General features: G+C 67.1%; 25 protein-coding genes. 11 read left to right on the top strand and 14 right to left on the bottom strand.

Going from position 1 to position 19,708, the window contains the following annotated elements:
- The first annotated feature begins 40 nt into the window (after positions 1–40).
- The 4 genes from ACFYTQ_RS04865 to ACFYTQ_RS04880 all read left to right on the top strand — a co-directional run bounded on the left by ACFYTQ_RS04865 (position 41) and on the right by ACFYTQ_RS04880 (position 2,951).
- Positions 41–538, top strand: coding sequence for a pyridoxamine 5'-phosphate oxidase family protein (locus ACFYTQ_RS04865; protein ID WP_387357310.1), 498 nt, complete (start codon positions 41–43; stop codon positions 536–538).
- Between the two features lie 46 nt (positions 539–584).
- Entirely contained in the window at positions 585–992 is a 408-nt protein-coding gene (locus ACFYTQ_RS04870) for a YciI family protein (protein WP_387357311.1), read from the top strand.
- A complete protein-coding gene (locus ACFYTQ_RS04875) occupies positions 989–2,131 on the top strand; it encodes an RNA polymerase sigma factor (RefSeq protein ID WP_387357312.1) in 1,143 nt (380 codons plus the stop codon). Before ACFYTQ_RS04870 ends, ACFYTQ_RS04875 begins: the two co-directional genes overlap by 4 nt.
- Positions 2,132–2,420: 289 nt before the next feature.
- Positions 2,421–2,951: a hypothetical protein gene (locus ACFYTQ_RS04880; RefSeq protein WP_387357313.1), complete on the top strand. Its 531-nt coding sequence runs from the start codon at positions 2,421–2,423 to the stop codon at positions 2,949–2,951.
- Here ACFYTQ_RS04880 and ACFYTQ_RS04885 read toward each other — a convergent pair.
- Positions 2,948–3,916 carry a helix-turn-helix transcriptional regulator gene (locus ACFYTQ_RS04885; protein WP_387357314.1) on the bottom strand — a complete coding sequence of 323 codons (969 nt, stop codon included), beginning with the start codon at positions 3,914–3,916 and terminating at the stop codon, positions 2,948–2,950. The genes ACFYTQ_RS04880 and ACFYTQ_RS04885 overlap by 4 nt on opposite strands.
- Before the next feature lie 62 nt (positions 3,917–3,978).
- Between ACFYTQ_RS04885 and ACFYTQ_RS04890 the strand changes: the two genes are divergently transcribed.
- Complete coding sequence (locus tag ACFYTQ_RS04890) at positions 3,979–5,133, top strand: epoxide hydrolase family protein (RefSeq protein WP_387357315.1); 1,155 nt, start codon at positions 3,979–3,981, stop codon at positions 5,131–5,133.
- Between the two features lie 20 nt (positions 5,134–5,153).
- On the opposite strand, the gene ACFYTQ_RS04895 is transcribed toward ACFYTQ_RS04890, so the two are convergent.
- Together ACFYTQ_RS04895 and map are read right to left on the bottom strand one after the other, a co-directional pair.
- On the bottom strand, positions 5,154–5,534 hold the full coding sequence (locus tag ACFYTQ_RS04895; RefSeq protein WP_387357316.1) for a PPOX class F420-dependent oxidoreductase: 381 nt from the start codon (positions 5,532–5,534) through the stop codon (positions 5,154–5,156).
- A 40-nt stretch (positions 5,535–5,574) separates the two neighbouring features.
- Entirely contained in the window at positions 5,575–6,342 is a 768-nt protein-coding gene (gene map, locus ACFYTQ_RS04900; protein WP_387357317.1) for a type I methionyl aminopeptidase, read from the bottom strand.
- A gap of 78 nt (positions 6,343–6,420) precedes the next feature.
- Between map and ACFYTQ_RS04905 the strand changes: the two genes are divergently transcribed.
- Positions 6,421–6,684 (top strand): helix-turn-helix transcriptional regulator, encoded by a 264-nt coding sequence (locus ACFYTQ_RS04905; RefSeq protein ID WP_387357318.1) that lies wholly within the window; start codon positions 6,421–6,423, stop codon positions 6,682–6,684.
- A gap of 4 nt (positions 6,685–6,688) precedes the next feature.
- On the opposite strand, the gene ACFYTQ_RS04910 is transcribed toward ACFYTQ_RS04905, so the two are convergent.
- The 6 genes from ACFYTQ_RS04910 to ACFYTQ_RS04935 all read right to left on the bottom strand — a co-directional run bounded on the left by ACFYTQ_RS04910 (position 6,689) and on the right by ACFYTQ_RS04935 (position 11,476).
- Entirely contained in the window at positions 6,689–7,648 is a 960-nt protein-coding gene (locus tag ACFYTQ_RS04910) for a S1C family serine protease (protein ID WP_387357319.1), read from the bottom strand.
- Positions 7,649–7,725: 77 nt separating this feature from the next.
- Positions 7,726–8,211 carry a hypothetical protein gene (locus ACFYTQ_RS04915; RefSeq protein WP_387357320.1) on the bottom strand — a complete coding sequence of 162 codons (486 nt, stop codon included), beginning with the start codon at positions 8,209–8,211 and terminating at the stop codon, positions 7,726–7,728.
- A gap of 204 nt (positions 8,212–8,415) precedes the next feature.
- Complete coding sequence (locus ACFYTQ_RS04920) at positions 8,416–8,955, bottom strand: hypothetical protein (RefSeq protein WP_387357321.1); 540 nt, start codon at positions 8,953–8,955, stop codon at positions 8,416–8,418.
- Between the two features lie 121 nt (positions 8,956–9,076).
- Positions 9,077–9,397 (bottom strand): hypothetical protein, encoded by a 321-nt coding sequence (locus ACFYTQ_RS04925; RefSeq protein ID WP_387357322.1) that lies wholly within the window; start codon positions 9,395–9,397, stop codon positions 9,077–9,079.
- 345 nt (positions 9,398–9,742) lie between these two features.
- On the bottom strand, positions 9,743–11,110 hold the full coding sequence (locus ACFYTQ_RS04930) for a hypothetical protein (protein WP_387357323.1): 1,368 nt from the start codon (positions 11,108–11,110) through the stop codon (positions 9,743–9,745).
- 12 nt (positions 11,111–11,122) lie between these two features.
- Positions 11,123–11,476, bottom strand: a complete 354-nt coding sequence (locus ACFYTQ_RS04935) for a hypothetical protein (protein WP_387357324.1) — start codon at positions 11,474–11,476, stop codon at positions 11,123–11,125.
- A 1,425-nt stretch (positions 11,477–12,901) separates the two neighbouring features.
- On the opposite strand from ACFYTQ_RS04935, the gene ACFYTQ_RS04940 reads away from it, so the two are divergent.
- The gene (locus ACFYTQ_RS04940; protein WP_387357325.1) at positions 12,902–13,147 is read left to right on the top strand and encodes a recombinase family protein; all 246 of its coding nucleotides are present in this window, start codon (positions 12,902–12,904) and stop codon (positions 13,145–13,147) included.
- A gap of 182 nt (positions 13,148–13,329) precedes the next feature.
- Positions 13,330–14,241, top strand: a complete 912-nt coding sequence (locus ACFYTQ_RS04945) for a hypothetical protein (protein WP_387357326.1) — start codon at positions 13,330–13,332, stop codon at positions 14,239–14,241.
- Position 14,242: 1 nt separating this feature from the next.
- Here ACFYTQ_RS04945 and ACFYTQ_RS04950 read toward each other — a convergent pair whose 3' ends face one another.
- Entirely contained in the window at positions 14,243–15,052 is an 810-nt protein-coding gene (locus ACFYTQ_RS04950) for an ESX secretion-associated protein EspG (protein ID WP_387357327.1), read from the bottom strand.
- A 2-nt stretch (positions 15,053–15,054) separates the two neighbouring features.
- Positions 15,055–15,300 (bottom strand): hypothetical protein, encoded by a 246-nt coding sequence (locus ACFYTQ_RS04955; protein WP_387357328.1) that lies wholly within the window; start codon positions 15,298–15,300, stop codon positions 15,055–15,057.
- Between the two features lie 1,633 nt (positions 15,301–16,933).
- Between ACFYTQ_RS04955 and ACFYTQ_RS04960 the strand changes: the two genes are divergently transcribed.
- Positions 16,934–17,140 carry a hypothetical protein gene (locus ACFYTQ_RS04960; protein ID WP_387357329.1) on the top strand — a complete coding sequence of 69 codons (207 nt, stop codon included), beginning with the start codon at positions 16,934–16,936 and terminating at the stop codon, positions 17,138–17,140.
- A gap of 144 nt (positions 17,141–17,284) precedes the next feature.
- Positions 17,285–17,548, top strand: a complete 264-nt coding sequence (locus tag ACFYTQ_RS04965; RefSeq protein ID WP_387357330.1) for a hypothetical protein — start codon at positions 17,285–17,287, stop codon at positions 17,546–17,548.
- 64 nt (positions 17,549–17,612) lie between these two features.
- Here the strand turns inward: ACFYTQ_RS04965 and ACFYTQ_RS04970 are convergent, their stop codons facing one another.
- On the bottom strand, positions 17,613–18,026 hold the full coding sequence (locus tag ACFYTQ_RS04970) for a hypothetical protein (protein WP_387357331.1): 414 nt from the start codon (positions 18,024–18,026) through the stop codon (positions 17,613–17,615).
- A gap of 214 nt (positions 18,027–18,240) precedes the next feature.
- Complete coding sequence (locus ACFYTQ_RS04975) at positions 18,241–18,828, bottom strand: TetR/AcrR family transcriptional regulator (RefSeq protein ID WP_387357332.1); 588 nt, start codon at positions 18,826–18,828, stop codon at positions 18,241–18,243.
- 91 nt (positions 18,829–18,919) lie between these two features.
- Between ACFYTQ_RS04975 and ACFYTQ_RS04980 the strand changes: the two genes are divergently transcribed.
- Entirely contained in the window at positions 18,920–19,390 is a 471-nt protein-coding gene (locus ACFYTQ_RS04980) for a nitroreductase/quinone reductase family protein (RefSeq protein ID WP_387357333.1), read from the top strand.
- Here the strand turns inward: ACFYTQ_RS04980 and ACFYTQ_RS04985 are convergent, their stop codons facing one another.
- Entirely contained in the window at positions 19,391–19,621 is a 231-nt protein-coding gene (locus ACFYTQ_RS04985; RefSeq protein WP_387357334.1) for a hypothetical protein, read from the bottom strand.
- Between the last annotated feature and the right edge of the window lie 87 nt (positions 19,622–19,708).

Raw genomic sequence — 19,708 nt, forward strand, 5'->3', positions numbered from 1 at the left:
TGACGGCGGCTCGACCACCTCGACACCAGGAGCGATACCCATGGAACAGCACGAGATCACCGAGATCCTGAACCGGCCGATCAGCCGGGAGTTGCTGGCCCGCGACCTGACCCGGCTGGCCTACGTCGCCACCGACGGCACGCCGCGCAGCATCCCGATCGCGTTCACCTGGAACGGTTCGCGGATCGTCCTGTGCACCACGAAATACGCGCCGAAACTGCCCGCGCTGCGCCGCAATCCGATGGTCGCCCTCACCATCGACACCGAGGTCCACCCGCCGAAGATCCTGCTGCTGCGCGGGCGCGCCGAACTGGACGTGGTCGACGGCATCCCGGAGGAGTACCTCCAGATGAACGGCACCTACGAGATGACCCCCGAACAGCGCGTCGCCTGGGAGGCCGAGATCCGCTCGCTCTACGACGGCATGGTCCGGATCGTCATCACCCCGACCTGGGCGAAACTCATCGACTTCGAGACCACCCTGCCCAGCGCCGTCGAGGAACTGGTCCGGCAGCGAGCCGAACGGCAGGACGCCTGAAACCCGCACGGACAGCACGACCCACAGACCGACGAGGAGAAGAACGATGGCGAAGTACTTGCTGCTCAAGCACTATCGAGGCGCCCCGGCCCCGGTCCACGACGTGCCGATGGACCAGTGGACCCCCGAGGAGGTGGCGGCGCACATGCAGTACATGGCGGATTTCGCCACCCGCCTCGAGGCGACCGGCGAATTCGTCGAAAGTCAGGCGCTCTCCCAGGAGGGCACCTTCGTCCGCTCGGACGGCGAGGGCCGACCGCCGGTCACCGACGGGCCGTTCGCCGAGACGAAGGATCTGATCGCGGGCTGGATGGTCATCGACGTCGACAGCTACGAGCGTGCTCTCGAATTGGCCGCCGAACTGTCCGCGGCCCCCGGGGCGGGCGGGAAACCGATCGGGGAGTGGCTCGAACTGCGGCCGTTCTTCGAGGCGATGCCCACGGTGACGGAGTGAACGAGGCGCTGCTGCGGGAGCTCGTGCCCGCGGTGATCGGCGTCCTCGTCCGGCGCGGAGCGGACTTCGCCTCGGCCGAGGACGCCGTCCAGGAAGCGCTGATCCGCGCCCTGGCCACCTGGCCCGACGATCCGCCGCGCGATCCCAAGGGCTGGCTCGTCGCGGCCGCGTGGCACAAGTTCGTCGACGCCACCCGATCCGAGAACGCCCGGCGCGGAAGGGAACTCGCGACCGAGGCGGAGCCGCCGCCCGGACCGGTGCCCGGCGGCGACGACTCGCTGTGGCTCTACTTCCTCTGCGCGCACCCCTCGCTGTCACCGAGTTCGGCGGTCGCGCTGACGCTACGCGCGGTCGGCGGTCTGACCACCCGCCAGATCGCGGCCGCCTACCTCGTGCCCGAAGCGACCATGGCCCAACGCATCAGCCGAGCCAAACGCCGCCTCGCGGGCCTGCCGCTCGACCGCCCCGGCGACCTGCCGACGGTGCTGCGCGTGCTCTACCTCGTCTTCAACGAGGGTTACAGCGGCGACGTCGACCTGGCCGCCGAGGCGATCCGCCTCACCCGCCAACTGGCCGCGGCCACCGACGATCCCGAGGTCGCGGGCCTGCTCGCCCTCATGCTGCTCCACCACGCCCGCCGCACCTCCCGGCTCGCCCCCAGCGGCCGCCTGATCCCGCTGGCCGAACAGGACCGAACCCGTTGGGACACAGCGCTAATCGCGGAAGGCGTGACGATCCTGCAAGCCGCCCTGGCCCGCGACCGCCTCGGCGAATACCAGGCCCAGGCCACCATCGCCGCCCTCCACGCCGACGCCCCGAGCGCCGCCGAGACGGACTGGGTGCAGATCGTCGAATGGTACGACGAACTCCTGCGCCTCACCGACAGCCCGGTGGTCCGCCTCAATCGCGCGGTCGCGGTAGGGGAGGCCGACGGGGCGCAAGCGGGCCTGGCCGAATTGAGCAAGGTCGCCCCCGACATCCCGCGCTACACCGCCGTCCACGCCTACCTCCTCGAACGCGCGGGCGACCTCCCCCGCGCCGCCGACTTGTACGTCCAGGCCGCCGAGGCGGCGACCAACGCGCCGGAACGAGTCCACCTAACCCGCGAGGCGGCGCGGGTACGACAACTCCTGCGGTGACCGACCGCGCGAGTTCCCCACTCCCGCAGGGTATCCGGGCGATCGTCCGGACCGGTCGGGAACCGGTCCTACCGTATCCCGCCCGAACGTGGCGGCGGAGCTCTCGGTAAGACGACACGCCCTGATTCGCCGAGGCACGAACGTCGCCCCTGACTCCGCTGCCCCCCGAAGCGCGGGCTGCGACGGTCTCGCAAGCCGGAGGAGGATGAAGACGGAAGTCGCTCGGGCACAGGCCGATCGGCCCACCCGGCATCAGGCGCATCCTCTCTCTCCACGGCAGGTGAATGACATGACAATGGTGAAATACGCCGCCGCGGCGGCGTTATCGACAGCCGCACTGGCCGTCGCGGCCGCCACGGCACACGGCGAAGCGGGAGTATCGGCGGTCCCCGTGCTCAGCGGCGCCGATCACGGCGTCGGCTACACCGCCGCCATGGCGCGGGATCGGTCGAGCGCCACGGTGACTCTCGACTCCGGCAGCTTCGTCGCGACCGCGGCCGGGCTGTCGGTGCGGGCGCCCGACGGCTCGATCATCGCCACGGTGCCGACCGCCGTGCACACGGTCACCGGTCAGGACGTCCTGGTGACCCCGGAGGTCGACGCCGCCGCGACGACCCTGACGCTGCGCCCGGTCGGCGCGGCCGTGCCGGAAGTCGCCGCGCCGCAGTTCATCGCGGACACCCAGACCATCGTCGGCGGTGTCCTGCTCGGCTGCGCGATCGGCGCCCTGATCGGATTGGTCTTCGCGATCGTCGGCATCATTCCCGGCTGTGTGATCGGCGGTATCATCGGCGGCGTCGTGGCCGCGAACCAGCCCTAACCCGCTCCGGACGCGAATTCGGCTGCGCGCCGGAACCTTTCGGCGACGCGGCGCAGGTGCTCGGCCAGCTCCGGCGAGTCGAGCACCTCGAAATCGGTGTCGAGCAGGCCGAGATAATGCGTCAGCGCGGCCGCGGAGTCCGAGCCCACCTCGGCGATACACCGGTCCGGTCCGTCGGCTTGGACTGCGATGGCGGCGGGGAGTCTGTCGCGAATCGCCGTGGCGGAGGCGTGCACTCGCACCCGGGCTCGGAAACGCCATGTCGCGGTGTCGATGCCGCGTTCCAGATACCGGGCGACATCACCCTCGGGGGAGGGCCGCGGGGTGAACCGCGGTCCGGTCGGCGTGCGCGGGGTGAGCCGATCCGCCCGGAACGTCCGCCAATCGTCGCGTTCGACATCCCAGGCCACCAGATACCAACGGCCGGAACGATGGACGAGCCGGTCTGGTTCGACGACCCGCGCCGACGCGTGCCCGGAATGATCCCGATAGTCGAAACGCAACCGCTCCCGCGCGCGGATCGCGGCGGCGACCTCCGTGAGCACCCCGGCGTCCACCGTCGGCCCGACGCGGGGGATGTGCACGATCGCCGCCAGCACCGTGTCCATCCGATGACGCAGCCGCGGCGGCATGAGGTGCAGCAATTTCGTCAAGGCCCGCAGCGAGGTCTCCTCGACGCCGGTGACCGCCCCGCCTGCGGCCGTCCGCAACGCCACCGCGACCGCTATCGCCTCCTCGTCATCGAGCAGGAGCGGCGGCAGTGCCGAACCCGCACCCAGTCGATACCCGCCCGCCACACCGGGCGTAGCCGTCACCGGATAACCCAGGGCGCGTAGCCGTTCCACATCGGTGCGGACAGTGCGGGTCGACACGCCCAGTCGCCGAGCCAGCTCGGGCCCAGGCCAGTCGGGGCGGGCCTGCAACAGCGACAGCAGCCGGAGCAGCCGCGCGGAGGTTTCCAACATCCCCCGAGATTGGCACGAATCGCGGAAGAAAGTCTTCCGCGATCCTTCCTAGCGTGGGAATCATGACGAACTCCTCCGACATCCGACCCTTCCGCATCGAGATCCCGACGTCCGAGATCGACGATCTGCGCGAGCGACTCGCACGCACCCGCTGGCCGGACCCGGTACCCGGCACCGAATCCGATTGGGCGCGAGGCATTCCCGTGCACGCGGTCCGCGAGCTGGCCGAGTACTGGGCGAGCGGTTTCGACTGGCGCGCGAGGGAGGCCGAACTGAACGTCTTCCCGCAGTTCACGACCGATATCGACGGCCAGACCATCCACTTCCTGCACGTCCGCTCACCCGAACCCGACGCGCTGCCCTTGCTGATCACACACGGCTACCCGAGTTCGTTCGTCGAATTCGTGGACCTGATCGGCCCGCTGAGCGATCCGCGCGCCCATGGCGGAAACCCTTCGGACGCTTTCCATCTCGTGATCCCGTCCCTACCGGGCTTCGGCTTCTCAACGCCGCTGTCGGCCCCCGGATGGGAGCTGGCGCGCACCACCGACGCCTTCGCGGAACTCATGCGTCGCCTGGGATACGAGCGGTTCGCGGCACACGGCGGGGACGTGGGGGCCGGGGTGACCGGGCGGCTCGCCGCCCTGTTCCCCGATCGCGTGATCGGCACGCACGTCACCAGTGACCGCGGCTCACTCGGTTTGGCGGGCGAGCAGTTCCCCATTCCCGAGGGCCTCGACGAGAACGAACTCTCGGTCATCGCCGCCGCGCGGGAACACTGGTCGCAACGCAAGGGATATCTGGTCCTGCAAACGACCCAGCCCAATGGTCTCGCCGTCGGCCTCACCGATTCCCCGGTCCTGCAACTGGCCTGGATCGCGGAGAAGTTCACCACCTGGACCGGCACCGCGAACGCCATCGGCCGCGACCGGATCCTCACGAATGTGAGCGTGTACTGGTTCACCCGGACCGGAGCCTCCGCGGCTCGATTCCTGTGGGAGGCAGCGCATTCCGGCCTCGCGTGGACCGCTCCGTCGGCGGTTCCGCAGGGCTGGGCCGTCTTCGACGCCGATCCGGTCCTGCGCAAGGTCATGGATCCCGGGCAGTGCGTCGAGCACTATCGCGAATACGCCGAGGGCGGGCACTTCCCGGCGTTGGAGGTCCCCGCCCTGCTGACCGCGGATCTGCGTGCCTTCTTCGGTCCGCTGCGCGCCTGATCAGAAATTCGCGCCCGGGTTCACTCGGGCGCGATCTCGATCCCGATCGTCCCGCTCCGGCCGCGGCGCAGCACGCTGCCGCTCACCGTCAGCCATCCCATGATCCCGTACTTGCGTTTGATCAATCCCCGTACCCGCTCGGTACCGGCCTCGTCGAGCACCCGGCCGGTCCCGCGCACCACCTCGCCTCGCGGCTTCCCCGACACCGAACACGGCTGCAGGGTAACGGCCGGATTGTTCCGCACCCGCTTCACCTTCCAGCTGTCACTCGCGGTCCACACGTACAACTTGCCGTCGTCGAGCGCCGCCCACAGCGGCGTCCCGACCGGATTCCCGTTCTTACGGAACGTCGTGAGCAGCACGTACTTGGCGGTACCGGCCGCACCGAAGGGATTGTCCACTCGGGCAGCCTAACCCGTCCAAGTCCGGACGGGGATCCGCTCAGGCCGCGAGGGTCAGCACCGTCGGCCCGTCCTCGGTGACGGCGATGGTGTGTTCCGAATGCGCGGTCCGCGAGCCGTCGGCGGAGCGAAGCGTCCAGCCGTCCGGATCGGTGAAGATGCGGTCGGTGGTGGCGGCGAACCACGGTTCGAGGGCGAGGGTGAGGCCCGGGACCAGACGGAAACCGCGGCCCGGCTTGCCGTTGTTGGGGACGTGCGGATCCTCGTGCATGGTGCGGCCCAGGCCGTGGCCGCCGAACTCGGTATTGATCGGATAACCGTACGAGCGGGCGACCCCCGCGATGGCCGCGGAGATGTCGCCGATCCGATTGCCCGGCACCGCCACGGCGATGGCGGCCGCGAGGGCCTCCTCGGTGGCGCACACCAGGCGGCGATCCTCCTCCGACGCGGAACCGACGATGACCGTCACGGCGGAATCGGCCACCCAGCCATCGATCTCGACCGCCAGATCCATGCTCAGCACATCCCCGTCGCGCAGCGTGTAGTCGAACGGAAGACCGTGCAGCACAGCGTCATTGACCGACAGGCAGATCGTATTGCGGAACGGGCCGCGGCCGAAGGAGGGCGCGTAATCCCAGTAACACGACGTCGCCCCGCGCTCCTGGATGCGGCGGCGCACATGCTTCTCCAGATCGAGCAGATTCACCCCGACCTGGGCGCGCTCACGCAGCTCGCTCAGGACATCGGCGACGAAACGCCCGGTCACCCGCATGCGCTCGATCTCCGCCCGACTCTTCAACTCGACCACGACCACCTCCGTTTTCGGTATTTAAATACCGACCATAGCGGTTGCGGTATTTGAATACCAACCCGTAGGCTGACCCGCATGGTCCGCCTTCCCCTCACCCCTACCCAGGTCGAGGCCGGTCGGCGACTCGGCACCTACCTCCGGGCCGCCCGCGCCGACCGCGACCCCGCCGACATCGCCCGCGCGGCGGGCATCTCCCCGGAGACGCTTCGCAAGATCGAGACCGGCCGCCTCCCGAGCCCCGCCTTCGGCACGGTCGTCGGCTTGAGCCGCGCCTTGGACATCCCGTTGCAGGAGTTGGCCGAGGTGTGGCAGTCCGCCGCGCTGGCCGAATCCGCCTGAGTCGTCACTCGCCCGTCAGTTCGGCGGGCGTGGCCACCACATCCACCATCGCCCCGTTCCGGAGCACCGTGACGGGCAGCTCGCGGCCGATGCTATCGGCGAACAGATGACGCTGGATGCCCTGCGCGTCACGGATTTCCGCGCGATCGATGCTGAGCAGCAGATCGCCCCGGCGAAGTCCGGCCCGGTCGGCCGGACCGTCGCGCACGACATCCACGATGCGCAGGGCGGCGCGCTGCCCCGTGCGTGCGGCGACGGCGTCGGGTAGGGGAGCGGGCACCCCGACGATGCCGAGATAGCCCCGGCGGACCCGTCCCTCGCTGAGGAGCGTCGTGATGATGCGCCGGGTGGTGGCGTTGATCGGAATCGCCAGTCCCAGCCCGATTCCGGCCACCGCGGTATTGATCCCGACCACTCGGCCCGACGAATCCGCCAGCGCCCCACCGGAATTCCCCGGGTTGAGCGCCGCGTCGGTCTGGATGACGTCCTCGATCACCCGCGTCGTGCGCCGCGTCCCCACCGGCACCGACCGGCCCAGCGCGCTCACGACCCCCGCGGTCACCGATCCCGCCAGCCCGAGCGGACTCCCGACCGCGACCACCAACTGACCCACCACCAGCCCGTCCGCGTCCCCCAACACGACCGCGTCCGGCGCCCCGCCCCGCGCCCGCACCACCGCCAGATCCGACAGCGGGTCCACCCCCACGACATCGAACCGCCCCTCGTTCCCATCCGCGAACACCACGCTCCCGGCGTTCGCGCCCCCCACCACATGCGCGTTCGTCAACAGGAACCCGTCATCGGTGAACACCACCGCCGACCCGCCCCCGCGCCGCACCTGAACGCTCGCCACATGCGGCGTCACCGCCCGGGCCACCGACACCACGACCCGCGAATAGGCATCCAGCGCAACGGAATCCGCGTCCAACGCGTCCGCCTCGCTCGAGATCGCGTCCTCAGCCACGGCGATCACCACCTACCGATTACAGAATTACACCGTTTACTCCAGCATCCCCCGTCCTCCCGTCCCTGCCACCGTGTTCACCACCAGCGCAATACCGTTCCGGACCGTGTCGATCCAACGACGCGCAGCAGGTCGAGTTTGCTCGCGGCGTCGGTTCCCGGGCGAGCGCTGTACACCATGACTCGGAGGTCCGAATCCAGCGTCGTGAGCACATCGCAGTCCAGCGTGACGAGGCCGACCGTGGGGCTCTCGATCGTCTTGGGCTGCGATCCGCGCGGCGCGAGAGCGAATGTGTCGTAGTGCTCGGCGAATTCGGGACTCCCATCGCGGAGATCCCGGACCAGCTCCGCGAGGGCGAGGTCGTCCGGGTACACGGCGCTGGCACGCCGAAGGTCGGCGGCGAGTTCCCCTCCGAGCCGCCGATGGTCCTCCTCGGTGTGGACGACGCGATTCGGCAGTCCTCGAAAGTGGCGCCAGACCACGTTCCGCTCCCGAATCGGTTGTTGCTCAACGGGTTCGAACAAGGAGATCCACAAGCTGGCGGCGATCTGCGGGTCACGCATCGTTATGAGGAGCCATCGGATCGAGTTTGTCGCGCCTCCGTGTCATCGTGGGGCGCCGGACGCGGCCGAGTAGCTAGGTATAGATCCAGATTTTCCTCCAGCAGCTTCAGTCAGGTGACGTCCATCCCCGGCCGCTTTCCAGCATCCGCCAAGTCGCCGAGGACATCGCGATCATCCGAAGTAGCTGCCACAGAGCCTGTTCGGTCATTCGAGGGTTATCCCTCGCTGGACTGCGGCGGCTTCGAATTCTTCGGCCGAAATCATCTGTCGGGCCATGAGCCGACGTCGCGCGCGGGCTTCGTCGCTGTGGCTGTCGGTGACATCGAAGCACTCAGCGATCAGGGAGACGTCGTGCTGGAGCATCTCGCCCCAATGATGATCTCCATTTACCTCGTGGCGCGGATGCCGGACCAATGGCAAGGAGGTCGTGAACTCCCGCAGATCACGAGTCTCGGTGGATGCGATCGTGCACCACTGGCTGACGTCGACCCAGCCCTCGTCGATAAGCATCTGCTCGCCATGTCCGACCAGCTGCCATGCCAACGGCGGGAAGAACACTGAAGCCCAGGTCATCGACACACAGGGGTTCCCGTCGGGCGTGCGGTCGGTCGATCGTGGCCCGCTGATGTAGCCACCCGCGCCGGTTCCCGAAATGTACGCTGTCTTTCCTTTAGTCATGGCAAGACACAGTTTCCAATTGGCGGGAAGCGTCAACTTTGAGGTCGGATCGAGCAGACGTGGCATATCGGGCCATTCCTGGCGAGCATGATTGTTGTCGTGCCCATCCCGGCCAGAAGTGACCGGGCTACCGCGCCCGGGCTGAACTCCACCGACGGCATCGGCATATGGCCGGACGACGGCCGGGTCAGCGACGCGAGCCATAGCGGCCGTAGCGCGCCGGCGAGTTGAGCGTAGGCAGGATCGAACACCCGGCCCACAGCGGAGTTGCATGAACGGCACTGGCTGAGGAACCAGATCCCGCCTTCGTCGGCGCGGCCAGGGTGACGGTGCTGCCCGTGCGCATCCAGTGCCCGCGTGTTACCGCGCCCTCATTGCCCGCGCATTGGGGCGGCACGTGCGCCTTGCTCATCTTGCCGACCGTGCCGCAGACGCCACATTCGTAGCGCCCTTTCCTGGTTTGGTAACCCATTGCCAGGCGGGTTCCGGGGCGATCGGTCCGGGTCATGTCACTCCTCGGTCGCGCTGGTGATTGGTAGATTGTCGCGCTACCCACCGACATCTCCGCGCACAGGCTGCACAGGCTATTGAAGAGTGCGTAACCGACGTGTGACCCGGCAAGCTGTGCGAGATCTGCACTCCGTACGGTCGGAACAGGTGGGCTATACCTCACGCCTACGGCCGTAGATAACCCCCGAGTCGAACAGTTCGCAGGTCGATCAGCTCGTCCTTCAAGTGGCCGAAGCCCACGGTGGCCGGCTGGAGTTCTCGTACTGAGAACGCCGCGAACCGGCTACCTAAAAATCTAAAGCCTTCCCGGTCCATTGATGATGGCGCATCCAAAGCAAGGACGTTATTCGCGGCTGTTATAAAATTCATCCATTGGCAATTGCATGAAAACCAGCCTTCTCTTCAGGCGCCAGGGATCATCGGGATTCTGCCTCTGCAGTTCTTCGAGACCCTCTATTACTACGTTCCAAGATTCTTTTATGCTTTGCGGAGTTGCAGATTCGAGTGCCACCAGCGCATATAGGTGAGAGGATATATCTCCAAGGCTTGTGCGGAGCATGTCTTGCGCAGTCCACATAAGCATCGCTCGTCGATGTTGCAGGGATAGCCCCTGTAGGTCAATCGTTTGGTCGTTAGCAATTCCTTCCTCAAGTCCGTCAAAATCTAGTTGTTTTCGCAGGAGTTCGTAGGCGCTAACCAGATTCTTCGTGAGTTCACTGATATCTGCATGCATGGATCGTGCAGTGTTGGCCAGTGTGGACATCGCAATTCGGAGCTCATCCTGCAACGCGTCGCGCTTTTGAACAACTCCGCGAGCATAATCGCGGTTATCGGTAATTAGTGCCGCTTGCTGGTCGACTTGATTGATCGCCGTGTCAGTTCCAGATCGCGCCGGATTTGGGAATAATGGCATATTGCACAGGTCGACTGAGCGTTGATCGGGTGCGTGAAGTTCTGGCAGAGGCGCATTATCGAACCCTTCTAGGTATCGCCGGGTAAGCTTGTAGACATGCCCCAAACTCATGGCACCGTGTAGCTCAGCGTCCCCTGCCTTAAGGACTTCGAGCATGGCGTGTCCGAACATTGTCGCGAGCCCCGATCTGTCCAGCTGAGCTGGATTTCTTGCGCTGGCTGAGCAAAGTAGGACGACACCGCGTGCATCGACTTCACGGAGGTCATTTTCTATCTTCTGATAGCCGATCTGCTGGATGTCGCTTTGAAAGTCTTTAAAGGCAACCCCGGCAAAGCAGGCATCGAGGACTATGAACTGTGAGCTCTGAGGCGCGCGGGCTCTCAGTGCGTTTGCAAGGTCGGCGACACGGAGGCTTGTTGCCGCAAGATGCGGTTCATGCGTATCGCGCAACAGTAGGCAGTACATTCGTTCACGTCCGAAGAATGCTCCATGTCCAACGTAAATAAGAACTATTGTCACCGCAGCGCCACTCGGGGCTTCAAAAATTCGAAACCTTTCTTCAAAAAAGGCATCGATTTGATCGAGCTGGTTTATAGATCCTTCCGGTGAGTCGAACAACCATAGTAAATTCTCCGGCCTGATCCGTAATCCATTCTCACTAGTCAGATATCCACTTAATTGGTTGGCAGTATTGCTAAATCCTTGATTTGACTCAAAATTATTCAGTCTGGGCCAGCGACTAGCTCCACATATTATTGCAAGTGTGCGTTGCTCTTGCGTAACCTCAAATCCGGTCATATCTATGCACACCTAATCGGCGAAGAACTTTTCGATCAGTTTCTCTGTCTGTCGCGCTCCCAGTCGGCCGTTGACAGAGACTTCAACTTCCTTGCCGTCCATGTCGACCCTTCGCATATGCAGCTTTGCATCTGATCGACGAGCCAGCCATTTCGCGATACCGCCAGCCAGCTTTGCCATGAAGGGGGCTCCCACAATCGCCACAACCGTTGCCCCAAAGTCCTGGTTTTGCTTGTCGGTCCTAGTCCGCGTCACCGAGACTTCAGGGAGTTGCTCGCGTAGGCTCTCAGTCAGATCGCCAGCCAGCGCATCTGCCTCGGAGGCATCCGTATCGGCGAATGAGAAGGTGATCGAGTGATCCGTCATGTAGGAAGGGTCCTTGCTCGGCTGGTTTGCTGGCGGTACTGCTGGACTGCATGATCGTAGCGCTCGTAGTCAACGCGGCAATGGAAGATCACGCAGCCAGAGAGCAGCCCTCCTCCCAATTACCGGAACACCTGGTCGCTCCGGTTACCCTGTCGGAGTGAGCACGTCCAGACGACTACATGAGCCCGATCTCGTGATCAATGGTCGAGTGGTCATGGAGTGCGAAGGGCCTTCTCTCCTCGGAAAGACTCGTGCCCCGGAGCTTGTGAACTGGCTAGTGGAGCGCGCGAATCGTCGCCGCACTGGCATCGACGACAGCGCGGTTGTCCGCTGGGCTCACACCGGTTCAGGAAAGACCGAAGCCGCGCTCGCTTTTGCTGCTGTTCTCCGGCGAAAGTGGGACTACTGCGACAGTGCCACACTTCCGCAAAATGACTGCTGCGACTGCTCTCACGTCAACATCCGGTGGCCCGACTCGGCCGGCATGTTCGTCAGTCGTGCCACAGTCGCCAGCACCGGCCATGACATAGGTTTCCGTCTCGGCGGGCTGCGCCGAGGAGTGGTCGACGTCGAGCAGCGGGTATTCGGTACAGCGGTCGACGAACCACAGCTTGGCGCGCTGCCCCGGTGTTCGTCCAGCTACACGTCTGCCCGCACGCTGGCCTCACGGGTACTGTCGTCGCCTCGCTACGCTGACGATGCCGCCCGAGCTGAGCCGTCCTACAGCCCGACGGAAGGCGCTCTGGACCGACGGTACGACGCAGCTTGTCGACTGCCAGTTGCTTGGTGGTCCAGTCGGTTGAGTCCCTTCAAGGCTGCAGTGACGGCGATGGCGAACGTGGTGTCCGCAGCCCTCGCTGTGGAGTACCACCACGCTTTCCAGTCCCTGTACTCGGCTCAGAGCATCGCGGGTTTCGCCGAGGGGGACCGCTCGGTTCGTCGACGCCTGGACACGACTGTGAGGCAGGCGATACTCACCGCGATGCGTATGCGTGCGCTTCGGCGCGCGACCAGGCTCAGATCTCCCGGCCGGGTTGTCACCGCGTTTCCGTGCGTATGCCGAGGTCCCAATCCTGTAGGCGGTTCTGTTCATCCAAATCGTCTGCGGGGCAAGCACATCCATCGATAGACACCGTGCGCCCCTTGTCTTCCACAGGAGTGCACTGTGCCGAACCTGTTCCATCTTCCTTGGGCCGCGGCGTCCACCGTAGTCAGCTTTCTGCTCCTGACACCGTTGATCGCGCTGACGGTGTTGGCGTCGCTGGCGGCGTGTGTAGCTCTGTTTGGACCGAAATGCCTCCGTAGCAACGCGATCCGGCTCCTGGAGATCATTCTTGACGCTCTACTGCGACTGATGTGCATCGTTCTACGGTCCAGCCAGTTCTCGGAGAGGCATAGTCGGCGGCGCGGCCGAGGACGTCGGAAATGACCTCCGCTCGTCGGCGTGGGCGGCCTCGCTGCTGTCCTGACGAGGTACTCCTCCGGATCGTCGCCATGCATCACAGCGGCATCGGGTATCGCGCTATCTGCCGGATCCTCAACGAGGAAGGCACGCCCACCGCAGCGGGTCGGCCGCAGTGGTACCCCTCGTACGTTTGGCGGCTGTTGAACACCGCGAACGTGATCGAGCAATTCGGACGACCTCGGTCGCGACGAGGTCATCGTACGTGACGAGGCGGGCTTGACGATCTAGTAGCGCGCCACCGTCACGATAAACGACGTCCGAATTCGCCAGCGCAGCCACCACATGCCTCCATCTCGGCTGCCCACCGCTGCTGCAGGCTGAACGGCCCGGAGTAGGCGAAGCGTGGATCGATTGGGCTGAGCTAGTCGGACGGTTCAGTCGGTAGTGGGTGACTTCATCGATCGGTGCGGCCCTCTGGCCCGCACCCCGCCGCATCGGACAGAGCAACCCGTTCGTCTGGGCCATCGTGGACGAGGCCAACGCGACCACGCCGCAATTCCCGTTCGGCAACGGGTCGCTGACGCTGAAAGACGTTGGCCCCGGCGGTATTTGGCCGGAGTGGGCGCGGGTCGACAGCGAACCCGGAATACGGTCACCCAGTTTCGCCATCGATTACGTTCCCACGTCGAACAGCTGGCACGTAATGGCCCGGTCCCCGCTCGCCTCGGCCGACTTCACCGCGGACCATCCCGTGCCCGGCTCCTTCTATCGGGTTCCCGTCGACGGGGACGGCACCGAACCCACGGATGTCGACGCCGTGATCAACAGTCGGGTGACCGGCAGCGTCACGATGAACGGCCGCACCATCGATGTCACCGGCTGGCGCGGCGAATATTGGCGAATGAGCCTGTTCCCCAGCCTGATCGGCAGTCAGCTCGATCCGGGCACGTCGTGGCGCGGGTGGGAATGGACCGATGTCATGGAGCCCGACGGCGGGTCCAGTCAGTTCTACGGATTCATCGGCCCGAACGGGCGCTACAGCGGGGTCCTGGTCGACGCTCGCCCCACCGGCACCCGGATCTGCTCGAAAACGACCGTGGAATTCGGGGACTACGCGCCCGGCAGGTCGATGTACGGGGACCATACGCCACCGATGCGGCAATACGCGGTCCCCGGCCGTATCACCGTTACGTGCGCTCCCGGCGAGAGATTCCATATGACCAAGACGTTCTATCCCGACAGCCGAGACTACGCGGACGTCGGCATCGTGGACTTCACGGAGCTGCCCGTGCACACGGTTCCCGGCTCCTTCGGCAGTTATGAGCACGAGCGGTACGCCACTTATCGCGCAGGGCATTGAATCAGGGGTGGCGGGTTACCGGGGTGGGGAGGGAGGCGGGGAAAGTCGTTGTGTCCTCGATGTATTCGTGGTATTCGGTGAGGGCGTGGTCGAGGAGGCGGGTGAGGGCGGCTTGGAGGGTGGGGGGTTCGGCGGGGCGGACGGTGAGGGTGCGGGTGCCGGTTTCGAGGTAGCGGCCGTCGTTCTCGATGTCGTACCAGCGGACCGTGCCGACCTTGCGGGGTTGGCGGTTGCCGACGTGGCGGGGGCCGCGGAAGACGGTGATGACGCCCGCTCCGGTGGCGGGGCGGCGGACCAGGCGGCGGTAGCGCTGGAGGGGGGTGGAGTCGCCGGGGTAGTGCAGGGTGGGTTGGTTCTCGGGGTAGAGGTCGGCGGCTACGAAGGCCTCGGCGGGGAGGGTGCCGGGCGGGGTCGGGGGGAGGTGGCCGAGGAGGCGGGCGGGGAGTTGTTCGGCGGTGGTGATGGTGAGTTCGATGCGGGGGTCGCGGGTGAACTGGACGGCGAGGGCGGCGTGGCGGTCGTGGCGGGCCGCGGCGACGCGCAACGGGCCGAATTCGTCGGAGACGCCGTGTATTTCGGCCCACGCCTCCGGGGCCGTGAGGACGGTGAACGCCCGCCGCAGCAGGTCGGCCTCGTTCCAGCCGAGGCGGCCGTGCTCGGAGTACTCCGCGCGCACCCGAGCCCAGAACTCGTCGCGCTCGTTGACGTGGCTGAACCTGGACAGATAGTCGAGCGGATAGAGCATGCGATCGTTGGCCGGGCCGTACCAGAGCGCCGCGAACTCCTCCATATCGAACGACCAGGTTGCCATCGCTACTCGCCGATCGTCGGTGGGACGTTCTGATCCTTACCCGGATCCGCCCCCGAGGTCTCCCGTCGTCCCTCGTACTTCCGGCCCATCCGATCCCGATCCCCCGTGAACCGCACGCGAATCCGCGGCATCCGATGCTCATCGGACTGTGCCGGCGGAACATCATCGGCGGCATGCACCGCCGCGGCCCCGATAACCCCCGCCGCCGCGGGCCCGGCCTCCGGCATGATGTCGACGGGCTCCTCCACCCCGACCGCCTCCCCAGTCGGCGGCGGCTCGGGCGTATTCGCCAGCGGCGCAGGGGGAACCGGCTTCGGCGGTGCGGGCGGCGGGGTGCCGGGGCGCGCCGAATCCGGCGAGCCGTGGGGCGCGGGCGGCGGAGTGCCGGGCCGCGCCGGATCGGGCGAAACGTGGGGCGCGGGCGGAAGATTCGGCCGCGTCGAATCGGCTCCGTGGCCCGCCCCGGGCGAAGGTCCGGGTACGCCACCCTGATTCGGTGGTACCTGGGCGTGCGGCGCGGCCCCGCCCGGTGCCGGAGATCCACCCCCGGCCGGGGGCGCCCCACCATCCGGAACCGGAAGCGACGGAACATGCGGCACCACACCCCCTTGTGGCACCGGCACGAAAGGCGCATGACGCGGAGCCGAAAGCCCCGGTCCCGCAGGCGCATTCGTCTGCGGAGCCGACCCGCCACCTCCCGAACTCGGCGCACCGGGCGACCCCGATGATCCGCTCGCCCCGCCCTGCACCGAGGAACCCGAGGGAGCGGGCGCACTCGGAGCCGGACCACTCTGGGGACCCGGCGCGATGGGCGTCTGCGGGGCAGAAGGACTCGGCGCGGGCGCGACAGGCGTTTGCGGCCCCGATGGAACTGGGGTGGGCGCGACCGAATTAGCCTGCGGCCCAGGCGAAACCGGTGAACTGGGCGTATGGGAAGACAGGCCCGGCCCCGGGGCGGGTGTATTGCTCTGTGGCGCAGGCATGTCCGGCGCGGCGGGCGAGTGCGGCACCACGGGGCTCGCTGGGCTCGGCGCGGGAGCGAACGTGTTGGCCCCGAGCGCATTCGGTGTCGAGGGCGTCTGCGGGATCGAGGGGCTCGGCGCGGGGGCGAAGGTACTGCTCCCGGGCGCACTCGGTGTCGCGGGTGTGTGCGGTAGCGACGGATTCGGGGTGGGGGCGAATGTATTGGCCCCAGGCGAATTCGGTGTCGCGGGTGTCTGCGGCAACGACGGATTCGGTGTGCCCAGGGTGGGGGCATTGCCCCCGGGCGCATTCGGTGTGGCGGGTGTATGGGGTAGCGACGGATTCGGTGTACTCGGGGTGGGGGCGAAGGTGTTCGGCCCGGGCGCGTTCGGTGCTGTGGGTGTGTGCGGTAGTGCGGGATTCGGTGTGGCCGGGGTGGGAGTGAACGTGCTGCCTCCCGGCGCGGGCGCGCTCGGTGGCGAGGAGGGGCCAGGGGTGCTCGGTGCTGGAGCGGGGAGGCCGTGGGATGTGGGTGTATTCGGGGTTGGAGGGGTGGTCGGGGGCGGAGTGGCGGTGTGTGGTTGGGGTGCGGGGGCGTTGTGGTCGGTGACCGGAAGGGCGGGGGCCGAGGAGGGGAGGGTGGCGGGCGGGGCGACGTTGTCTGTGGCCGTGAGGGTTTCGGGAGGAAGCGAGGCGGTCGTGCTCTGGGGTAGGGGAGAGGTGTGGGGCTGGGGGAGGGTCGGCTCTTGGGCAGGGGGTGCCGTGGCCGATGCCGGGGTGCCGTGGGCCTCGTCGGCAGGAGGGGACCACAAGCCGTCGCTGTGTGATCCGCCGGGCTTGTCCGACGGCGTGTAGGACGCCGGGAGGACCGGTGACGAATCGCCGTGCGCCAGTTGACCCGTCGTGTACGAGGCGGTCGTGATCGATCCGTGCGCCGGAATGTCCGAGCCGGTCGACGCGGAATCGGCCCCGTTCCGCGGAATCCCGGACACGGACCCGGCCGCCACCGGCGAATCCTCGCCCACCCCACTCCCCGACAGCGAACTGACCGAATCCCCCGTCGCCGCGGCCGCCCCGGACCCCACCTCCATCGCCGCCGGAAACGTCGGCAACTTCCCGGACTGATCCGTGAACGGAATGACGTACCGCTGCAACATCACCTGCCGCGCGTCGTCCTGCGCCTTCTGCGCCGCCCGCGACTGGGTGTCGTAACCCGTCGGATCCTGCTTCGGGTCGGCGGTCGGGGTCTGCGGTTCGGGGATGTAGGACTTGGTCGTCAGCGCGGCCTGGGCCGTGGTGGCGACGGCCTGCCCGGTCTGCTCGAACAGCTCGCCCAATTGCCCGGCGTGCTGCGCGTACCCGGACAACGAGGTGACGGCCGTCTCCGCCGCCGTGCCGGTCCACTTGCCGTCGACCGCACCGCGCACCGCGCGCAACATCTCGTCGGTCGAATCGCGCCACTGGCTGTGCGCCTGGGTCCACGTGCCCACCACGTCGGAGCTGCGGTCGGCGACGGTCTGGAAGGCGTCGTAGATCTGGCGATGGGTGAGGGCGTCGACGTTCTCGGGATCGGTGACGGCGGGCTGGTCGTACTCGGTCATGCCAGTTCCCCGGTCTGCTGGGCGGCCTCGGCGGCGCGGATGCGGGCGGCGAAGTCGGCGTCGGTCTGCTCCAGGCGTTCCCGGATCGCGCGGAACAGCGTCTGGAGTTCGTCGGCGACCTGCCAGTGGCTCTGCAAGGTCTCGGTCGCGCTGGCCGGACCGCCCGCGGCCTTCTCCCGGAACCGCCGCACCATCGCCTGCGCCGAGGTGAGCACGCTGGCCTGTTCGCCCAGCCCCCACGACTCGTGTTGCGCCACCGAACGAGTGAGCCGCTGAATGGCCTCGATATCGGACTTGCGCTTGCGCATCGCGCGGTCCAGCGCGAGGAACGCCTCCGGATCGGCCTTCAGCGAAACCGCCCCCGCCCTGGCCTGTTCGATCAAAGGACCGAAACCGCCGCTGTGTTGCATGCTGTCCCCGCTCGACTGTGTTCCCTGCGTTCGCTTGGACGCGTCCGGGGCCCTCGCGGTTCCCGTCGATATCGGCGGAGTTCCGAACCCCTTGGGCGACAAGGCATTCGCGCACGATATCCGCGGAATCCGCGGCCCGGCAGGCGTCGCGATCGAACCGGTGGGGCGATTCTGTCACACGCGCGCCGGTCGCGACAGCCGATGCGCGGATCGATCACCGGCGCGGATCGGGGGTGAACAGGGGTAGCGCCGCGTCGACGACGGCGTCGGCGGACGGCAGCGCCGACAGGGCCGCGGGCGGGCTGAGGTGCCGTTGCAGTGCCCGCTGATGCGCCGCCCCGACCAGCAGCAGCGCGGCGGGCCGCAGTTCGGCCGCGTCCGGGGCGAGCTGGGCGAGCACCGCGTCCACCGCCCGATGCGGTCCCAGATCCAGGTCGCGGCTGCGTGTCTCGTAGGTCGCGCGCAGTTCGGCGTCGGACAGGATCGCGGCCATGATCGGAATCGCCGCCAGGAAGAACTCCTCGAGCGTCGCCACCAGCGCCAGCAGATCCGCGCGCAGGTCGGCCGCGCCGGAACGCTCGCCGAGCATCTCCTTCAACGGCCGCAGATGCTGCTGGATCACCGCGTGCAGCAACCCCATTCGATCACCGAAGTGATAGAAGATGCTCGATTCGGCGACCCCGGCGCGCGCGGCGACCTCCTTGGTCGACAGGCGGGCCACCCCGGATTCGGTCAGCAACCGCTGCGCGCTGTCGATCACGGCCTCGCGCACACCCGTGCGCGGGCGGCCCCGAGGTGTCACATCGTCTCCTTCACCCTCGTCGAACTATTGCAGTATGCCGTACTGCCCCGTATTTTTTGAGTATCTACTCAGTAAATGGAGGTGTTCGTCGATGACCAGTCCGACCACGACCCCGCCGAGCAGGCTGCGCGCCCAATCCCTCGTCGACTCCGTCATGCGGGCCCTGCTGCGGTCGCCGCTGCACCGGGCGCTCAGCGGGAAGCTCATGATCGTCACCGTCGTCGGCCGCAAGACCGGACGCGTCTACGCCAATCCGGTGGGCTACGCCGAACACGACGGCGCGCTGCTGGTGGGCACCGCGGCGGGATGGCGGCGCAATCTGCAACCCGGCGAGCCCGTGCGCATCACCTGGCGCGGGCGCACGCTGCTCGCGGACTGGGAGGTGATCTCCGATGAGGAGGCCCTGGTGGAGCCGTACCGAATCATCCTGAGCCACAACCCGACCCACGGCCGGTTCGCGGGCATCGAACTGAATCCGGACGGCGGCGTCAACCGCGAACAGCTGCACGCGGCCGTCGCCCGCGGCACGGTCGTGGTCCGGCTGCGCCCGCGCGCGGCGTAGTCAGCGGTCGTCGGGGCGGCACTTGTGCAGCCACTCGTCGAGTTTGTCGAGGCTGCCGGTGCACACCACGGACCCGGACTCCTCCTCGACGAGATTCCAGCCGTAGGGCGGGCGGAGTTCCCGTTCGATGTGGAAGCCCGTGCCGGCCTCGGATTCCAGGGCGCACAACCAGGCCCGGATCGACTCGGGTTCCCGGGAGTGATCCGGTTTGCGCGGCGGTGGCGTGGTCACCGCGGACCCGCCCCGAGGACGCGGGCCCGAACGACGAGTGGGCGCACCTCTCGAATCGTATCGAGCCGCACCCGTCCCCCGGGGCGG

The sequence above is a fragment of the Nocardia sp. NPDC004068 genome (assembly GCF_042874315.1).
Classification (GTDB): Bacteria; Actinomycetota; Actinomycetes; order Mycobacteriales; family Mycobacteriaceae; genus Nocardia.

Bases quoted from the DNA above. Each gene is read 5' to 3' on its own strand.
- ACFYTQ_RS04970 (WP_387357331.1), bottom strand. From the start codon at position 18,026: ATGCAACACAGCGGCGGTTTCGGTCCTTTGATCGAACAGGCCAGGGCG.
- ACFYTQ_RS04885 (WP_387357314.1), bottom strand. From the start codon at position 3,916: ATGTTGGAAACCTCCGCGCGGCTGCTCCGGCTGCTGTCGCTGTTGCAG.
- ACFYTQ_RS04915 (WP_387357320.1), bottom strand. From the start codon at position 8,211: ATGCGTGACCCGCAGATCGCCGCCAGCTTGTGGATCTCCTTGTTCGAA.
- ACFYTQ_RS04865 (WP_387357310.1), top strand. From the start codon at position 41: ATGGAACAGCACGAGATCACCGAGATCCTGAACCGGCCGATCAGCCGG.
- ACFYTQ_RS04930 (WP_387357323.1), bottom strand. From the start codon at position 11,110: ATGACCGGATTTGAGGTTACGCAAGAGCAACGCACACTTGCAATAATA.
- ACFYTQ_RS04920 (WP_387357321.1), bottom strand. From the start codon at position 8,955: ATGCCACGTCTGCTCGATCCGACCTCAAAGTTGACGCTTCCCGCCAAT.
- ACFYTQ_RS04980 (WP_387357333.1), top strand. From the start codon at position 18,920: ATGACCAGTCCGACCACGACCCCGCCGAGCAGGCTGCGCGCCCAATCC.
- ACFYTQ_RS04935 (WP_387357324.1), bottom strand. From the start codon at position 11,476: ATGACGGATCACTCGATCACCTTCTCATTCGCCGATACGGATGCCTCC.
- ACFYTQ_RS04890 (WP_387357315.1), top strand. From the start codon at position 3,979: ATGACGAACTCCTCCGACATCCGACCCTTCCGCATCGAGATCCCGACG.
- ACFYTQ_RS04880 (WP_387357313.1), top strand. From the start codon at position 2,421: ATGACAATGGTGAAATACGCCGCCGCGGCGGCGTTATCGACAGCCGCA.
- ACFYTQ_RS04925 (WP_387357322.1), bottom strand. From the start codon at position 9,397: ATGACCCGGACCGATCGCCCCGGAACCCGCCTGGCAATGGGTTACCAA.
- ACFYTQ_RS04940 (WP_387357325.1), top strand. From the start codon at position 12,902: ATGACCTCCGCTCGTCGGCGTGGGCGGCCTCGCTGCTGTCCTGACGAG.
- ACFYTQ_RS04870 (WP_387357311.1), top strand. From the start codon at position 585: ATGGCGAAGTACTTGCTGCTCAAGCACTATCGAGGCGCCCCGGCCCCG.
- ACFYTQ_RS04950 (WP_387357327.1), bottom strand. From the start codon at position 15,052: ATGGCAACCTGGTCGTTCGATATGGAGGAGTTCGCGGCGCTCTGGTAC.
- ACFYTQ_RS04905 (WP_387357318.1), top strand. From the start codon at position 6,421: ATGGTCCGCCTTCCCCTCACCCCTACCCAGGTCGAGGCCGGTCGGCGA.